General features: G+C 43.2%; 16 protein-coding genes. 12 read left to right on the forward strand and 4 right to left on the reverse strand.

All coding sequences use genetic code 11. The annotated features are described in order from the left end of the window. Nucleotides 1-99: 99 nt before the first annotated feature. The 3 genes from dbpA to ACJJI6_RS06045 all read left to right on the forward strand — a co-directional run bounded on the left by dbpA (nucleotide 100) and on the right by ACJJI6_RS06045 (nucleotide 3,675). Entirely contained in the window at nucleotides 100-1,488 is a 1,389-nt protein-coding gene (dbpA, locus tag ACJJI6_RS06035) for an ATP-dependent RNA helicase DbpA (RefSeq protein WP_475712814.1), read from the forward strand. Nucleotides 1,489-1,816: 328 nt separating this feature from the next. Further along, nucleotides 1,817-2,200 (forward strand): SMI1/KNR4 family protein, encoded by a 384-nt coding sequence (locus ACJJI6_RS06040; protein WP_444927922.1) that lies wholly within the window; start codon nucleotides 1,817-1,819, stop codon nucleotides 2,198-2,200. Between the two features lie 1,031 nt (nucleotides 2,201-3,231). After that, nucleotides 3,232-3,675 carry a bacteriohemerythrin gene (locus tag ACJJI6_RS06045; RefSeq protein ID WP_444927923.1) on the forward strand — a complete coding sequence of 148 codons (444 nt, stop codon included), beginning with the start codon at nucleotides 3,232-3,234 and terminating at the stop codon, nucleotides 3,673-3,675. Nucleotides 3,676-4,123: 448 nt separating this feature from the next. Here the strand turns inward: ACJJI6_RS06045 and ACJJI6_RS06050 are convergent, their stop codons facing one another. Continuing rightward, on the reverse strand, nucleotides 4,124-4,363 hold the full coding sequence (locus ACJJI6_RS06050) for a hypothetical protein (RefSeq protein ID WP_444927924.1): 240 nt from the start codon (nucleotides 4,361-4,363) through the stop codon (nucleotides 4,124-4,126). Nucleotides 4,364-4,612: 249 nt separating this feature from the next. Here ACJJI6_RS06050 and ACJJI6_RS06055 point away from each other — a divergent pair, with 249 nt between their 5' ends. The 6 genes from ACJJI6_RS06055 to ACJJI6_RS06080 all read left to right on the forward strand — a co-directional run bounded on the left by ACJJI6_RS06055 (nucleotide 4,613) and on the right by ACJJI6_RS06080 (nucleotide 8,500). Continuing rightward, nucleotides 4,613-5,071 (forward strand): nuclear transport factor 2 family protein, encoded by a 459-nt coding sequence (locus tag ACJJI6_RS06055; RefSeq protein ID WP_475712815.1) that lies wholly within the window; start codon nucleotides 4,613-4,615, stop codon nucleotides 5,069-5,071. Nucleotides 5,072-5,383: 312 nt separating this feature from the next. Continuing rightward, on the forward strand, nucleotides 5,384-5,749 hold the full coding sequence (locus ACJJI6_RS06060) for a cupin domain-containing protein (RefSeq protein ID WP_444927926.1): 366 nt from the start codon (nucleotides 5,384-5,386) through the stop codon (nucleotides 5,747-5,749). 120 nt (nucleotides 5,750-5,869) lie between these two features. Further along, entirely contained in the window at nucleotides 5,870-6,373 is a 504-nt protein-coding gene (locus ACJJI6_RS06065) for a GrpB family protein (protein WP_444927927.1), read from the forward strand. 297 nt (nucleotides 6,374-6,670) lie between these two features. Further along, the gene (locus ACJJI6_RS06070) at nucleotides 6,671-7,060 is read left to right on the forward strand and encodes a hypothetical protein (RefSeq protein WP_444917235.1); all 390 of its coding nucleotides are present in this window, start codon (nucleotides 6,671-6,673) and stop codon (nucleotides 7,058-7,060) included. A 62-nt stretch (nucleotides 7,061-7,122) separates the two neighbouring features. Next, entirely contained in the window at nucleotides 7,123-7,350 is a 228-nt protein-coding gene (locus ACJJI6_RS06075) for a hypothetical protein (RefSeq protein ID WP_444927928.1), read from the forward strand. Nucleotides 7,351-7,615: 265 nt separating this feature from the next. After that, complete coding sequence (locus tag ACJJI6_RS06080) at nucleotides 7,616-8,500, forward strand: homocysteine S-methyltransferase family protein (protein ID WP_444927929.1); 885 nt, start codon at nucleotides 7,616-7,618, stop codon at nucleotides 8,498-8,500. A 368-nt stretch (nucleotides 8,501-8,868) separates the two neighbouring features. Here ACJJI6_RS06080 and ACJJI6_RS06085 read toward each other — a convergent pair whose 3' ends face one another. Beyond that, nucleotides 8,869-11,802, reverse strand: coding sequence for a YncE family protein (locus ACJJI6_RS06085; RefSeq protein ID WP_444927930.1), 2,934 nt, complete (start codon nucleotides 11,800-11,802; stop codon nucleotides 8,869-8,871). A gap of 574 nt (nucleotides 11,803-12,376) precedes the next feature. On the opposite strand from ACJJI6_RS06085, the gene ACJJI6_RS06090 reads away from it, so the two are divergent. Then, a complete protein-coding gene (locus ACJJI6_RS06090) occupies nucleotides 12,377-12,946 on the forward strand; it encodes a DJ-1 family glyoxalase III (protein WP_475712816.1) in 570 nt (189 codons plus the stop codon). A 49-nt stretch (nucleotides 12,947-12,995) separates the two neighbouring features. Here ACJJI6_RS06090 and ACJJI6_RS06095 read toward each other — a convergent pair whose 3' ends face one another. Then, entirely contained in the window at nucleotides 12,996-13,994 is a 999-nt protein-coding gene (locus ACJJI6_RS06095) for a GlxA family transcriptional regulator (RefSeq protein WP_475712818.1), read from the reverse strand. Nucleotides 13,995-14,102: 108 nt separating this feature from the next. Between ACJJI6_RS06095 and ACJJI6_RS06100 the strand changes: the two genes are divergently transcribed. Continuing rightward, a complete protein-coding gene (locus ACJJI6_RS06100; RefSeq protein ID WP_475712819.1) occupies nucleotides 14,103-14,405 on the forward strand; it encodes a putative quinol monooxygenase in 303 nt (100 codons plus the stop codon). A gap of 28 nt (nucleotides 14,406-14,433) precedes the next feature. Then, nucleotides 14,434-15,234: an alpha/beta hydrolase gene (locus ACJJI6_RS06105; protein WP_475712820.1), complete on the forward strand. Its 801-nt coding sequence runs from the start codon at nucleotides 14,434-14,436 to the stop codon at nucleotides 15,232-15,234. A 43-nt stretch (nucleotides 15,235-15,277) separates the two neighbouring features. Here ACJJI6_RS06105 and ACJJI6_RS06110 read toward each other — a convergent pair whose 3' ends face one another. Continuing rightward, the gene (locus tag ACJJI6_RS06110) at nucleotides 15,278-16,147 is read right to left on the reverse strand and encodes a LysR family transcriptional regulator (RefSeq protein WP_475712821.1); all 870 of its coding nucleotides are present in this window, start codon (nucleotides 16,145-16,147) and stop codon (nucleotides 15,278-15,280) included. Nucleotides 16,148-16,273 lie beyond the last annotated feature (126 nt).

Genomic DNA, 16,273 nt, shown 5'->3' on the forward strand with positions numbered 1-16,273 from the left:
CAAAATTGCAGCGATCACAAAGGCTAAGTAGGTGACGATCACTTTCCCTACTGCTTGTGTAATACGCGTATTTGACATTTAACGACTCCAGGATTCACCTTGACTGCACCTTTTTCCGATCTCCCCCTAAACCCCGCCCTGCTGAAAAACCTGGCGTCACTCAACTATAAATCCATGACCGAGGTTCAGGCCAAAACGCTTCCGATCATTCTTGACGGCAAGGACGTTATCGCCCAGGCAAAAACCGGTTCCGGTAAAACGGCCGCCTTCGGTTTGGGGGTGCTGCATCGGCTCAATGTCAGCCGCTTTCGGATTCAATCGCTGATTCTCTGCCCAACACGGGAATTGGCGGACCAGGTTGCGCAGGAACTGCGCCGACTGGCACGGGCAATTCACAACATAAAGATTCTGACTCTCTGCGGCGGCATGCCTTTCGGCCCTCAAATCGGCTCCCTGGCCCATGGTGCCCATATCATCGTTGGTACTCCAGGACGTATCGAAGAACACCTGCGCAAAGGAACACTCTCCTTAGAGCATGTCGATACGCTGGTCTTTGACGAAGCCGACCGAATGCTCGATATGGGATTTCAGGACGTTATCGATACCATTCTGGCGCAGGTGCCAACTGGGCGGCAGTCGTTACTATTCAGCGCTACCTACCCCGATGAAATTGAAAAGCTCAGCGCCCGAGTGATGCAAAAACCGGTGATGGTTAAAATTGATTCTGCCCATAGCGACGAGGTGATCGAACAACGCTTTTACAGAACTGAGAGTTTCGAGGATCGCCTGGAGATGACTCGGCGTGTCCTGCTCAATGATAAACCAGTCAATACCCTGGTTTTCTGCAACACCAAACGCGAAACCGATGAAGTGGCCGATGATCTGAAACAGGCTGGCTTCAATGTCCTCGCCCTGCATGGTGATATGGAGCAGCGCCAGCGCAATGAAACCCTGATTCGCTTCGCCAATGGTAGCGCTTCAATTCTGGTAGCTACTGATGTGGCTGCACGCGGCCTTGATATCGACAAGCTGGATGCCGTTATCAACTTTCATATCGCCAAAGACCCGGAAGTTCACACCCACCGCATCGGACGGACAGGCCGCGCCGGTGAGCGCGGTTGCGCTTACTCCTTTTTTGCCGAGAAAGAAGGCCACAAACTGGTTCGCATGGACCTAACCCAGGACCCACTATCCGATCCAGATACACCGCCACCCGCCAGCATATTAAGTGAACCCCCTTTCCAGGCACCGATGGCCACTCTTCAAATCGATGGCGGCAAGAAGCAAAAGGTCCGTCCCGGCGATATCCTGGGTGCCCTAACCGGCGGCGATCGCCCGATTAACGGTAAAGATGTTGGCAAGATCAACGTACTGGACATGACCGCCTATGTTGCGATTAAACGCAATGTGGCATCACAAGCACTGAAGAAAATAGAAAACGGCAAGTTGAAAGGACGTAAATTTCGGGTGCGGCGTATCCGAGGGTAAGTCGAGTGAATATCCCCTGGTAACGCCGGGGGATTGCCCTTTGGCGCTCGCTTCGGGTTCATGGTTATCCTGACTGTTATTTCAAAAGCTGACGAAAAATATAATAATCAACTATGAATCAAAGAGTTACAGAGTGATATAAGAAATGGGGTAGTAGTCAAAGTGATCCTTTTTGCAGTTTGCACGGCCGTGACAACTAAATTTAATCCAATGACTTTATAACAATATTTTCGTTTTAGCGAAGAAATTGATTCTGAAATAGTAATCAGGATAATAGTGATCCGTATGATTACTATATAAATGCTATACGTGGGCAATACACAAACACATGAAAAATACAATTAATACAATTAACAATGCCTTTGACATTGAGTTACCATCTTTCTATACCGATACTCTTATAAATTACCCATTCCCACAATCTGATGATCCAGACCAGATTGAGGGAGAACTTGTAAAAGACTTAGACTGGCTTATAAAAACTAATCGGAAGCTTCGTGAAGATGGTTTCTGTTATCAAGATCATTGGCCAAATAATTTTTTTGCAATAGGCTTCGACGGCTTCGGAAATTATTATTTTATCAATTTAAGCCAACAAGATACCACTATATATATAGCAGACCATGAAGAAGATTTTAACCACAAAGAAATTTCAAATATGAAGCTAGCTTCAAACATTGAAGAATATATCAATGACTGTCTTGAAGAGTAGAAAATTTCAACCGAAAACATTTAACAAAGTCATTAAGTACGTTCTGACCAAGAAACAGCCTCCACCGGACTGCCTATGAGTTGCTCCGGCTTCCGTTTATAGCTAATTTTATTGATAGGATCTCAAAACTCCAACCCCTGGAATCCATAAAGAGCCCAATCGAGTATCCCCCACGGCTTGATTTTTAAATCCACCAGTTCCCCAATCTTGCATAACAACTCCATATAAGACACAGTTAAATTGAAATAAAGCTACAAATTATTGATTTACATCAAGAAAGCGCAAAACGTCTGTGTATAAAACTTAGTGGAGGCGTTATGGTAGCAGACCATATAAATTTTTGATTATGCCAACATAGAATATTAAGTACTAATTTGGCATTCAGCTTTTTGCTAATTGCCAGCTTGAAAGTCAAGCGGTTTCGTTCCTAGAGTGTTCGTTTGGGCGTGGTAGATAGGGGCAATTCGCTGAAATTTCACGGAGTGCCAGTAAGAAAGAAATTGGGTGGGGATAGTTTGGTATTTTTTCCTCGTAAATATTGGGCAGTGGCCAGCCAAGCTGTTGGCTAGTACAGTGCTAGTCGTCTGCCTGAAACACGCCAGCCATAATCAGGCTAGGTATGTACGAGAAAGGCATCCCGACTGGCTTCGCATCGTGAAGTAAAAAAGGCCTTCAAGACGCATAAGTACGCTCAAGACAAGCGTGGTAACTAAGGTCTTACAGAATACGAATTGGTATACCCGAATTGTTTCACGCCAATGTATGAAACTGGCTTGGCTTTCAAGGCCTCATAAGTTTCAAGTATTAACAGGGAGTCAAAATTGAGATTACTAGTTGAAGGTCAGTTGGTCGAATAAATAGATTGTCCCACTGCACGAAAATCAGAATTTTGAGAAACAGTGAAAAATTACAAAAAAAGAACTCACAAGCAGCTGTTATCACGTTTTCGGCTTTGGGATGCTTATTCCGCCGCTTTGCGGCTCCGCGCCTGCTACAGAGTCGAGTGTTACATAAAAACCTGGTGAAGAAAAATGAGCTACTGGTCCTGGGATGCGTCGTTGTCAGTGGGTATAAACGTCATTGATGAGCAGCATAGGAGAATCGTAGATTATATAAACGAGCTTGATTTGGCACATATTGAAAATGATAAAGAGAGAATATCAAAAGTACTTATAGGCCTTGCCGATTACACGTCCACCCACTTCGATTTTGAAGAAGACTTGATGGAAAGATCAGGTTATCCTCTGTCAGACACTCACAAGAAAGTCCACAGATCCTTTGTTGCGCAGATAGACTCATATGTTGAGCAACACGAAAACGGAAAGGATATAACTCGTAGACTTATGAGTGATTTAAAAATCTGGTTGACAAATCACATTAAGAACGACGACAAAGATTATTCTCCCTATGTGAGGAAAGAAATGACTAAACATCAGGGGTGGATAAGTCGCACCGTTCACAGATTGTTCAAGTGAAATTCATGTACTCAACTCTTAAATGAGATTTATGATAACTTCAATAGAAATGAAAACCCGGACTGAAAACCTGGCACTTATGTACAGATTTATTTTTCTGGAAAAAATTCTCCGTAAAGAATGGATACTGACCTCATAATAAGGTTAAAGCTGACTACCTCATAACTACAATTCATTGGTTAATTGATACAGGAGTTGCCGCACCCAGGTGCTTGATAAATTCACCACACCAGAGGCATATCTAAAATGCTTCGAGGTAGGTGCCAATCTAGAGGTTCGAGAGGGTTCAAAGGTAGTTGGCCATGCTGTGATACAGGAAATATATAGTGAGCAACTACGAAAAAGTGGCTAACAATTGCTGATAAACTGCCAGCGATTCACTTACACCTATGCGCAATAAGTTTCGGACTTTCGCTCTCCCTGCGCCAATTCTTCCAATAAATCATTCTTAATCTCTGCCGTATCCAATAGTCCAAATCAATACATTTTTATAGCCTTGGACTATACCAAAACAATTGATCCAATCACGGAGAAACACGGCAAGCTCTTTCAGAGTCTTGCCAATCAAAATACCGCGGGATCGACTAGCAAGCTGACAAAAATGGTATTTTAGTTGGAGCAGAGACTTATCATGCCAGGCAAGCTTTGCCCCAAAAAATGAAAACTCTTTAGTTTCAGCAAGCACCATACTATACCTGAGCGCAACTACCCAATGATCCCTCCTGAAACTGGTATCATGGTTTTGTTTGAGTACCCTCGTTTTAAACTAACAAACCAAGTAAGCCAGCTCCACATTGTGGAGATCCAATCAGATAGTTATTTAGTGGGAAAAGTATGATATTTTTCCCTGTGAATTTAGCGGGCGATGGCAGGGCTTGAAAAGCTACGCGCCACTTCGGCTGCTCTTGCTAGCAACGTTATTTTTTAAGAGGGAACCATGAAAACACTAAGAAAAATTGTATTGGTTTTGTCACTGTTCTCTGGACCTGCTGTAGCAGAATCAGATCCAGTATTTGAACCGGTTGTTGCACTCTTTTCAGCTATTTCTAAGTTTGATCATTCTGCTATGAAGAGGTCCGTAACAGACAAATTTGAGCTTCTTGAGAATGGAGAAGTTTGGGGTATTGATGAACTTATCGCCGCTGTTCCACCTGCTGAATACAAGAGGGAGAACTACTACAGCCTTATCTCTACTGATGTGAGAGAAGATATTGCCCTTATAAATTACTGGAATAAAGCTGTGTTTTCCTCTAAAGAGGGTACGTGGGACGTTGTATGGCTGGAAAGTGTTGTGGTGGTCAAGGAAGATGGTAAATGGGTTCTACAGCAGATGCATTCTACACACGTTGAACCCAAGAGGGTTCCGGCGTCGATTGCATATCTAGAAATGCGCTGAAAAACATAATGAATGAGGGGCAACGCCTACATTTCTACTTCGCTTTTGGGTTGCTCACCGGCTTCGCAAGTTAACATAAAACTAGTGCGTTAGTACGGCGTGCCTTATCCAGTGGTTCAGGCTGTAGAAAACTAATGTGTGTTTTTGCTCCCTTAGGTGTGATCAAATATTAACCTCAAGTGGCGATTCTACGAAAATTCTGGCTGAGTTTTCACTGGTCAGTAGGCTATTTTTCACGTAAAAGTACAATATAAAGTGAGGGGTGAGTTTTTCTACACACTCGTTAGCGGCACTTAGCAGAAAGGATTCTGAATGGAGTTCAATGCAATAAATCTCAAAGAGAAATACGCAAAATTTACCGAACATTGGTCTCCGCGTGTTATCGCAGAGATGAATGATTATCAATTTAAACTGGTTAAAGTTGAAGGTGACTTTGTATGGCATAATCACCCTGAAACAGATGAAGTGTTTATTGTAATTGAAGGGTCACTACTTATTGAACTCCGTGATGGCAAGGTTGAAATTAACTCAGGGGAAATGTTTGTTATCCCAAAGGGTGTTGAACATAAACCATCTGCAACAGATGAATGCCAAATCATGATTGTTGAGCCTAAAGGTGTTGTTAACACTGGCGGTACTGAAAGCAGGTTAACGGCAGAAAATGATGTATGGGTTTAGTTTACTGCTAGCAAACAACCCAGATGGATAAGCCAATATTATGAAGTTTTCGCTACGTATCAGTTTGGGGCAATATCTGCCTACCAATTAATCGGGCGTCAACAGCCTTTCTTCTTTGAAATGAAAATTGAATTAGAAAACTACAATAGTGCTTGGCCTGATGCATTTGAGAAGGAGAAAGGAATCCTTCTAAATGTAGCAGGCGAATGGCTGTGCGGAGCTGTCGAGCACGTTGGTAGCACTTCAGTTCCGGGGCTATCTGCAAAACCCATCATCGACATAATGTTTGGGGTAAAAGACTTACCCAGCTCCAAACCTGCTATTGAAGCCCTATCGGTGATTAATTATTGCTATTACCCATACAAAGATGATGTTATGCATTGGTTTTGTAAACCTAAACCTGAATACCGCACGCATCATCTTCACCTTATCCCATTCAAAAGTAATCTTTGGCAAGAGCGTCTTAAATTTCGCGATATATTGCGCAATAACCGTACCATCGCTCAGAAATACGCAGCATTAAAACAAAAGCTTGCCCAAGATAACCCTCAAGACCGTGAAGCCTACACTGAAAACAAATGGCCATTTATCAAGGCTGTACTATCGGGCAGGATACGCAGCTAAAAAAATAGTTAACCCAACTTCCACTACGTTGATTCGTTCACTCCTTAATACTACGCTAGCGTGAAAAAACAACTCCGTTTCAACCGGTTAAGCGTTATTCTGGCAGTCAATTTTTAGGTGGCTTGTATTTTCTGCAAGAATTAACCTCTACCTGAGCACACGACTCCTGAGAGTTTTCCTACAATCTGGCACTATAGCTTCGTTTTAACTCAACAAGCCCTGCAAGATCACCCACTCGGATGGTTGGGCAGCTTATACTCTACTTCGGCTGCTCTTACTCGCGACGTTGGTACAGACATGAAAAAAATACTGACTTTAGCTCTACTATGGTTGGCTTCTGGCAAGGCACTTTCTGATTGCTCTTTTGAATCGAAAAAGGATAGTTACAAACCTGAAACTGCAGCGATCTTAGCAGAGAAGGCGTTTAAAGAGGATAATGTTTACTTCATCGTAGTAGCAGATGGAATTGGCCCTTCTCGCCCAGGCTTCGATATTCCATTTACTTCATGTGTTTTTAAAAATACTAAATGGGAGATACTTTGGGTTGGAGCTGATTCTCAGTATTGTGTTAACCATGAAGATCTTATAGCGCAGGCCAGAAGCTTTGCTCAAAATTTCAACAAGAGTATGGTGCAATTGGCAAGCAGTCAACTTCGTGAAATGTGCCCAGGATTCCATAAACAATAACAATCGCAGACAGGATACTCCAGCCCTGGAGCATCCATAAGTATTATGTAAGAAGGATTTTTATGATCCCTTCAGTTTTTGAAGTGACAAAGATTGGTAACGGTACGCTTCATGCAATGCCTAAAACCTCTTCAAAATTGTTGACTGAAGACGCCAAATATTTTTCTAAGATAGGAATTTCTAAAGTTGTATCCTTGTTAGAAAATAGCGAAGAATATGAGCTTGGATTAGCTAAAGAACATCAGGAGATAGAGGCCCATAATATCGAATTTCAGAGCTTTCAAATCTAGGGCTGAGTTCTTAACCACTAACGACATCCAGCTAATCATATTTCCTGCCCTTACACTCGCTAGTTTTGCTAGTGGGAATTGGTTGTGCAGCTCATTCGCTCCAAAAGTACCAAGTACACTTTATGACTCGTTGGAGTTTACTTTGTCAGTAGCTGGGTTTTAATCCTAGTCTTTCTTGCATGGCAATTTTAATGGCGGCAGTATAAAGTTTAAATATAACTGGGTGTTCAACTTCAGCGCCCGACAGCTTACACCGGAGAGCATCATGCAAGGAATTCTTTCAGAAAAGTTGATTCTTACTGAAGCGGCCATACTCGAAAGAGTCAGGCGTAACAAAGATATAAGCCTTTGCAGCCATGTCGACCATGCTAAATTAATCTATAGCAAAGCTGGTGCTGAAAGCCTTAAACGAATCTACAGTGAATACATAAACCTTGCAATTGATGCAAAACTCCCTCTTTTGCTTGCAACTCCTACATGGAGGGCCAGCTCAGAGAGAGTTTCTCTAGCCAAGGCACCTACATCTATCAATGAAGACGCTGTTAATTTTCTTTCGAATATCTTGCCAAAAGAAGGAAATGTATATGTAGGAGGCCTAGTCGGCTGTAAAAATGACTGCTACAAACCAGAACAAGGCCTAACTTACAAAGAATCTCTTTCTTATCATCGTTGGCAAATTGATAAGCTCGGAGCCTCTAATGCTGACTACCTCATGGGAGTAACCCTACCAGCTATACCAGAGGCACTTGGCATTGCATCTCTAATGTCAAAGTACTCTAAACCATATTTTATTAGCTTTGTCATTGGCTCAGATGGCCGCCTTTTAGATGGCCATACCATTCAAGAAGCAATTTCACATATTGATCACCAGGTTTCGCCTAAACCTTCTGGGTACTTTATTAATTGTTCTCATCCTTCTTTTCTAAACGCTTCAAGTCAATTACCTGACAGACTAATCGGCATACAAGCCAATGCTTCATCACTAACGCACAATGAACTAGAAAACAGCAAAACAACGCGCTCCGACAGCATATCAGAATGGGGTAATCTTATGCTTCGCTTAAATCAGAATAACGGGTTCAATATATTGGGCGGCTGCTGCGGCACTGATACAAGGCACCTGGAATACATCATAAATAATCACAACTAACAAATTTAGCCCGCTTCTTTCCGCTTACGACTACCCTCGGCAGCCACTCTCTTGGATTGGCTATTATTACAAAGGGCATTAGCTGGACTGCTGAATTATGAATAGGGGAAAGGGAGCAACACTGAGACTCGCAATTGCCTGAGCGCCTCAATTCTGCTGGCCACCGAGGTGACAGTTCGCGGTCTGGATATCGCCAAAGGTCCGGAAGTACATACCAACTGGGCCGGCAGTGTCATTAAGCGCAATGTGGCAGCACAGTCACTAAAAAATGGAAGATTGAAGATATCGGATGCAGCGTACTCTAGTATAAGGTACTTAATTTTTATTCAGTGTAACTAAAATGGGCCCTGCCGGGCCCATTTTCTTGTTTAATGTAAAATATCATCCTTATTAATTTTGTACATAACACCCCCAAGCACGACAAGTAATTCATCTTCATTAAGATCAATGAGCGCCCTGCCTTCCCCCAGAAGAATCGCAAATGTTGGCATTTTTACTGAAGCTAACTCTTCAAATGTATCCAGACTAAACACCTTGAGTGCTGGATCATTGGCAGATGTCAACATTGATGCATACAAATACATCACTCCCCGGTTTTCATCAATTACAAAATGATGGCGTGTCCAATTATCTGTCGACAAGCCTTCCATCTGTCCAACTAGCTCCATGGAATCAGTATTAATCACATATCCAAGAGAGCTATATAGTCTCTCGGAAGAATAAGCGATTTCATTTGGAAATCCCCAAATTAGATCATCATACTCATTGACGAAGGTGACTCCACTAGAATCAACCTTGAATTCGCTCACTTCAAAACCGGTACTATCAGTATTATAACCAAATACTAAATTATCACTTGCAAAACGGATTCGATTTGCACGGATTCCAGCAGGAATATCACTTGATCCTGTCGATAGTTTAATGCCATCCACATATACCTCCATTCCTTCAAAGTCTGTGGTATACCCTTGCCTGGCTGTAGAAACAAGCACACTGCCTTCATCTGTAGGGAAAGGTTCTAGATCACCAGCAAAAATTGGTCCAGAATAGTTACCCCTTGTTCCCAGGTCTACATTCATTTCGAGGGATAAATCGTTTAAATTAAGTACAGAGTATTTATTCGTACCCAGATAAGAAATGTAAAGGAATTTGTCATTCTTACTTATTTCAAGTTCGTAGGGTTCAGAACCAACAGGTATATATTTTTCAAAATTCAGTGTTTCTCTATTTATAACAGCTATAGAATTACCATTGACACCTGCAACTCCCGGAATTGATGCATAAATTTTATCATACTCTGCACTGTAGGCTGCATCACCGAACAAACAACCGGAAAAGCTAATATCGAGATCAACTCTCATATCGGGAATAAAATATTGCCCACAATTCGCATCTCGATCAACTGGAACATCCTCATGACTAAATATCTTAACTCCAGCATCAGTTACGAAAGCAAATTTGTTATCATTAATGTTAATTAAACGTAGAAATTTACCTTCTACACCTGGATCGAATACTCCCAAGTAGGTATATCGATCCCGGTCATATATCTCAAGATATTTAGCAAATATATAGGTATATTCACCACCCGGTGTAATCAAAGGCGCAAGCTTTCGATATTCCTCATTGTCATATCCGTTAACAACTGAATTTCTACCATACAATTCCCCGGAGTCTGGATTAACTACAGTTCCAATTCCATTGTAAAGAGCCCCGTCATACATAAGAATGTCGGAAGGTCCACTTGCATAATCTTTTAAGTTCAATACATGATCCAACCCATTTATACCGACCGAAAAAACGTCAATATCATAGGCGGTTGAATCATCTGTGTATGCAATTAATCTGCTTCCATCCTCATCAAAAGTGATTCGTGTTGGACTAGAAAACCAGTCTCCCACAACCGATTGCTCAACCCCATCTCGGAAAAATTTTATTTTTGCCGAATATTTACTATCCGAGTCAAATTCTAGTTGGTAAGTCGTAACAGCAACCGTATCGTTAGCAGATGGAGATACTGTTATATTGCGTGGGTAATGCAGTCTCCCATCCTCTTCTCCCAAATCAAGTAAAGTTGATAGGGTAAAATCAGAAAGATCTACACGCTGCACTTCAGGAAAATTAATATAACCCAGATACAAAATTGCTCCATCACCAGATATTGCCAGCGGACCAGCCTCCCCCTTTAGTGCAAGACTACGGGTGATACTCATTGACGATAGCTCATACTCTATCAAGTGATTGGCATACTCTGACCCATTGTCAGGTATGGCTATATAAAAATAGCCCGAACTCGAGGCGTAAACCGCATCATTGATATCCATACTGAATTCAATAGATGGGAGTCCAGGAACTTCAAAGGTTGGTTGAGGGAATCCAGGTTGATACTCATAAACTGATTCAAACTCATTCCAGTACATGCCTAAAACTGGGCGATACTCCTGGCTGTCTGCGTCAAGAATTGATACATCCATAGTCCCTCCAGCATACCCCTCACTAAGAAGCAAAACATCAGGGTTACTGTCAGAACAATAAATTTCAAAATCTTTCGGATTCCACGCTCCCATACCATATGGCTCTTTGGTATCACAACTGATCTCGCCTCCTAGTAAACTACTATTTAACTTCACAGAATATTCGCCAAAGAAGTTTGACCTAGGCCACATGTTTAAACCTTGATCTAGGTCATATTCAATATTTGCCTCTATCTTGGAAAAAGTAATACTGTTTGACTCATCTCTTAGTTTGAGTGGGTTCTCAGAAATATGTTTCACATCAATAACATCACCGTACCAGGTTGCCTGTAAACCGAGGGTGAAGCTACCTAGTACAGATACGTAGGTGTTATCATGTAAACTTAAATCCTCATCAATATTGACCCGTCCTTGAAAGAAAACTTCTTGAGCAGAATTAGAATATACAGATTCGGGGATTAACTCAGCCTGCCCACTAAATCCAATCTCTAGCTGCGAGTTCTCGCAACTGTTAAATTTTACAAGCACCTCTGCTTCGCTCACCACATCAATGGAGATACTTCCAGAACCGTCACAGTAAAACTCATGACTTTCCTCTCCAGATAGAATTGTGGCATCAAGAGCTTCTTGTAGCTGTATTCCAAGCTTTAATATAGTGGCAGTTGAGTCCATGGCTTGTGAAGCAACCACATTGGCATTCTCCTCTGTGATTCGAAAACTGGATCCACCACCCGTATTACCGTCACCATCTCCGCCGCCACTGCCGCCGCATGCAGATACAAGAAAAACGGCTAAAATCACAAGTACTTGCTTGTAGATGCAATTCATAACTGCCCCAACTTATTAGATATAAAGGAATAACAGAACTGCCGGCATGGTCGACCCAAAGGTTTAATTGCCTAGTTCCACGAAACAAAATCACTTTGACTTTAAATGTTTAATACTATCAGATAAAAGCTTATATTTCTTTAAGGGCCTCAAGTATCAAATTGTATTAACCGTACCAAAAACTTTGGCACTTCGAACATTTTGGCAGTTATGGTTATTATATTGCATACTCCTAATATGAGTGGTTTGCATTCTATTCTTGCATTTAACCCCCCCCCTTAAGAATAAGTCCACTCATGTCATTAATGATGAAACAATTAAAAATCACCTTTAGTTCTGCCTTTAAATGATAGTCAGCCATATAAATGGTACAAAAATCAGCTAAATACAGCTGCTCAACTACAATTTAGTTTGACTTACACCAGCAATCCTTATCCAACTCAAATAGCATTCAAATTGGCACAAACATTTTCGCAATGCACATTAGCTATAAATTATTAAAGACGAAAGATACAAAGGTATATTTTTAGTTTTAAAAGCGTATAGATAATCTAAATAATTTGGAGTTATATCAATGCCCAACATATTGATTCCCCTCGCCGATGGTAATGAGGATATCGAAACCATTGCCATCTACGATATTTTGAGCCGCACGGATGCAGAGCTTGCCTTAGCATCGATTATGCCAAGTAGGCGCATAACTACCCTGCGTAACCTTGTTATTGAAGCCCCCTGCTCCATAGAGGATTGTTTAGACTCTACATGGGATCTAATAGCCCTGCCAGGCGGTAAGGAAGGTGCCGAGCAAATGCATAACTCGGCTCCCCTAATAAAGCTCATCCGAGAACAACTTGAGTCGGGCCGCTGGCTAGGGGCAATTTGCACTGCTCCCGTAATCGTTCTTGGTCGGCAGGGGTTAATTACCAATTTCAAGGCCACTTGCTACAAGACTTTTCGCGGTGAACTTAGTCAATATGTAAAGGAAACTAGTGATCAGAGAGTGGTTGTCGACCGGAATTTAGTAACCAGCCAATCACCCGGGACCGCTATCGAGTTCGCTTTTGAACTCGTCACCTGCTTATTTGGGAAAGAACTATCGCAGGAGATTGCACAGACGGTGAATGTCTATCTACCGCCAAATTAGCTTGGCTTTTTCCAGGAACCTGGGGCGCTGACTTCTATCACCAAAAAAATCAGCTTTTCTGGTATTTCTGCCTAAATTGACTGGGACTCATACCCACATGCGACTTAAATACACGTCGGAATACTGCATCATCGGAATAGCCTAATTCTTGCGCAACACTGGCAACTTTATTGGCTGGGTTTAGTAAAAGGCTGCGAGCGTACTCCATACGGACGCTATCGATAAATTGTTTGGGTGCTTGCGCTGTTAACTGTTTTAGCCGCCGGTGTAATGTTCGCTCGGATATCGACAGTTCTTTTGCCAGCAAATGACTGCTTATCTGTTGGCCAAAATATTGACGAACCACATTTTCAGCATCCACCAGAAACTGCTCTTTTGATACCTGGTAGCCTTTTGGTACATGCAAAGTTTGCGAGCGCGGGTGGGAATCCACAACAGCGAGATCAGCTACTTTGGTTGCAACTTCTTCACCAGCTAGCATCTTGATCACTTGTAGAGTCACATCTACCCAAGATAAAGGGCCACCCGCTGTCACTATATTTTCATCTACTATCAGTCCACTGGCCCATAGCGGGCAGGCATTGCTAAAGCGGGATTTCAACTCATTGTGTAACCACCAGGTGGTTGTGCATTGTCGTCCATTTAGCAAACCCGCTTCACCCAGCGCCAAAACGCCACTACAAGAACCCGCGATAATCGCCCCGCGCCTATATTGAGTTCGCAACCATTCGCAAGTCGGCTGGTCCAGTAACTTTTCAGGGGGCACACCAAACTGGTTGGGCATAAATCCGGGGACTATCACGGTTTCGCAACTGGATATTTGTGATATCCCATGGCCTACAGCAAAGTGCCTGCCCTGCCCATCTACAATGTCGGCGCCATCAGCACTGGCGACTAGGATTTCGGGGGACCAGGACTGTTGATAGGCTGGGTCCAGGGAGTGCTGGCTTTCAGATAAGCGGAGGCCACCCAGGGCAAACATATCTTGAACGCCAGCCAGAGCCGACGGCAAAACTCCTGGCATAGATAAGATGACTATCTGGGCCATAAATCCTCAAAGTGGCGAATTTTGTCTGATCATTGTCTTTTTGGACACTGATAGTCAAGCCTGAGCTTCCCCTAGGATACTCATCACCAAACAACGTGAGAGAAAACAATGACTGAAGCAAAGCTGGCCATCGTGGCACTGATCGACGCCAAAGCGGATAAGGCTGATGAGGTAAAAGCGCTGCTCACCTCAGCCCAACCACTCGCTGTGGAAGAGCAAGGAACCCTGAGCTGGTATGCCGTACAAATCAACACTACGCGATTTGCTATTTTCGACACGTTTAGCGATGAAGACGGCTTAACTGCACATCTTAACGGCAAGATCGCTGTAGCATTGCTTAGCAAAGCGGATGAACTGCTCGCATCAGAACCACAAATTATGACTGCGGATATCCTCGCATCTAAAGTCTAAGGAAGCCTTGAAAAACCGGGAGCTGGCTTTGGATACCCCTATCGTCTTTATCCACGGAACCAATGCCGGCCCCTGGACAATGGAGAACTTCCACCAGCATTTTGAAGAGGAAGGATTCTATTGTCACAGCCCAAGCTACCGCTACCATGAAGATCTAAAGTCAGAACAAAATCAGCAACACCTTAAAGGACTGAGTATCGCCGACTACGTTGATGACATCAGGGCATTTGTACAATCTTTAGATGAAAAGCCTGTTCTAGTCGGCCACTCCCTGGGCGGTGTTATTGCACAAAAATTGGCAACTATGGGTTTGGCAAGGGCAGTCGTGTTGCTTAACGGAAGCGTAAACTGGGGAATACTGCCCACCACAGAAGAAGAGCGTGCGCTGGGCAAGCTGTTTATGGCTGCGGGTGAATTTTGGAATGATGTCCTGTTACCGGATTTCGTGACAATGGCGAAATTCGGGTTGAATAAACTTAATCCAGACGACCAGCACAAGGTCTTCGATCGATTAGGTCCTGAATCTGGGCAAGTCTTATTTGAATTGTTCTTCTGGATTTTTGACAGCAATAAAACAACCTGGATTGACTATCAAAAAATCAATTGCCCCACTTTAATGGTTTCGGGAACCGATGACCTGGCAATCCCCCCTTCCACAGCAAGGTTAATTGCTGAGTGGCAAGGAAAAAATACCACCTTCTACCGAGCGGAAGGTTATGGTCACTATTTAATGCTGGAGCCAAAATGGAAGCGGATTGCAGAATTCTGCAGCAAGTGGGTAAGCCAACAAATTGAAGAAACCACCTCCGCTAGTAATAAACCACTGTGAACCCTTTGCTACACCAAGCCCTAAATCTTCCTCTTCCCTTTTCTCAAGTGAGATACTCGGCTAGATAATCGATCAGCAGCCTGACTTTCGGCGCGATATATCGATTGCCAGGGTAAACTGCATATACCCCTTCATCCCTATCTTCGAGATCACTTAAGAGGGTGATTAACTTTCCTTCAATGATATATTGCTCGACATAGTAATCGGGCAACTGTACAACCCCCAGGCCTTTAAGCGCAGCATCTAAAAGCGCCCCACCATTGTTGTAGCGAAGGCTACCTTTGACCCTAAGGTTTTTTTCTCCATCCCTGGCATTGAATCGCCAGTAATCCAGTGTACCCAGCAGGCAGTTGTGCCTGTTCAATTCCGACAATGAGTGCGGGGTCCCGTGCTCTTCAAGATAATCCGGTGAAGCGCACAGGTGAATTCGCCGATCCGCCAACTTTCTTGCCATCAAGGTTGAGTCCTGCAACTTACCCAGGCGTATGGCGATATCGTAACCCTCATCTATAAGGTCAACCTGGCGATTGGTGAAATAGGCATTGACCTCAATCTTAGGGTTTTGAATCACAAAATCATTGATCAGTGGTGCAACCTTCTTTTCAGCATAAGTGACCGGTGCCGTCAGTTTGATTTTGCCCTGTGGGTGGCTCTGTAATTGAGTTACTGCTCGTTCCGCCGCCTGCAGCCCATCGAGCACCCCCCGGCAATGCTGGTAAAAAAGCGTACCTTCTTGTGTCAGTGACACCTTGCGCGTGGTTCGATATAGCAGTTTGACATTCAAACGGCTCTCCAAAGCACTGACCTGGCGGCTGACTTTTGCAGTAGAAATAGCCAGCCGCTGCGCTGCGAGGGTAAAGCTCTCGCTTTCAGCAACATAAACGAACTCTGTAATGCCTTCCCAGTCTTTCATTATTGCAAATATGTAAAAGTAAGTTTCAAAAAAACCCAATTATAATCAATTCTGCAATCAATATAATGGCTCCCCAGTCGTCACAGCGGGGCCAACCAACTCCAGGCCCTGAATGACATGATTTAA

The organism is Microbulbifer maximicatervae (SeqCode), from assembly GCF_056232625.1.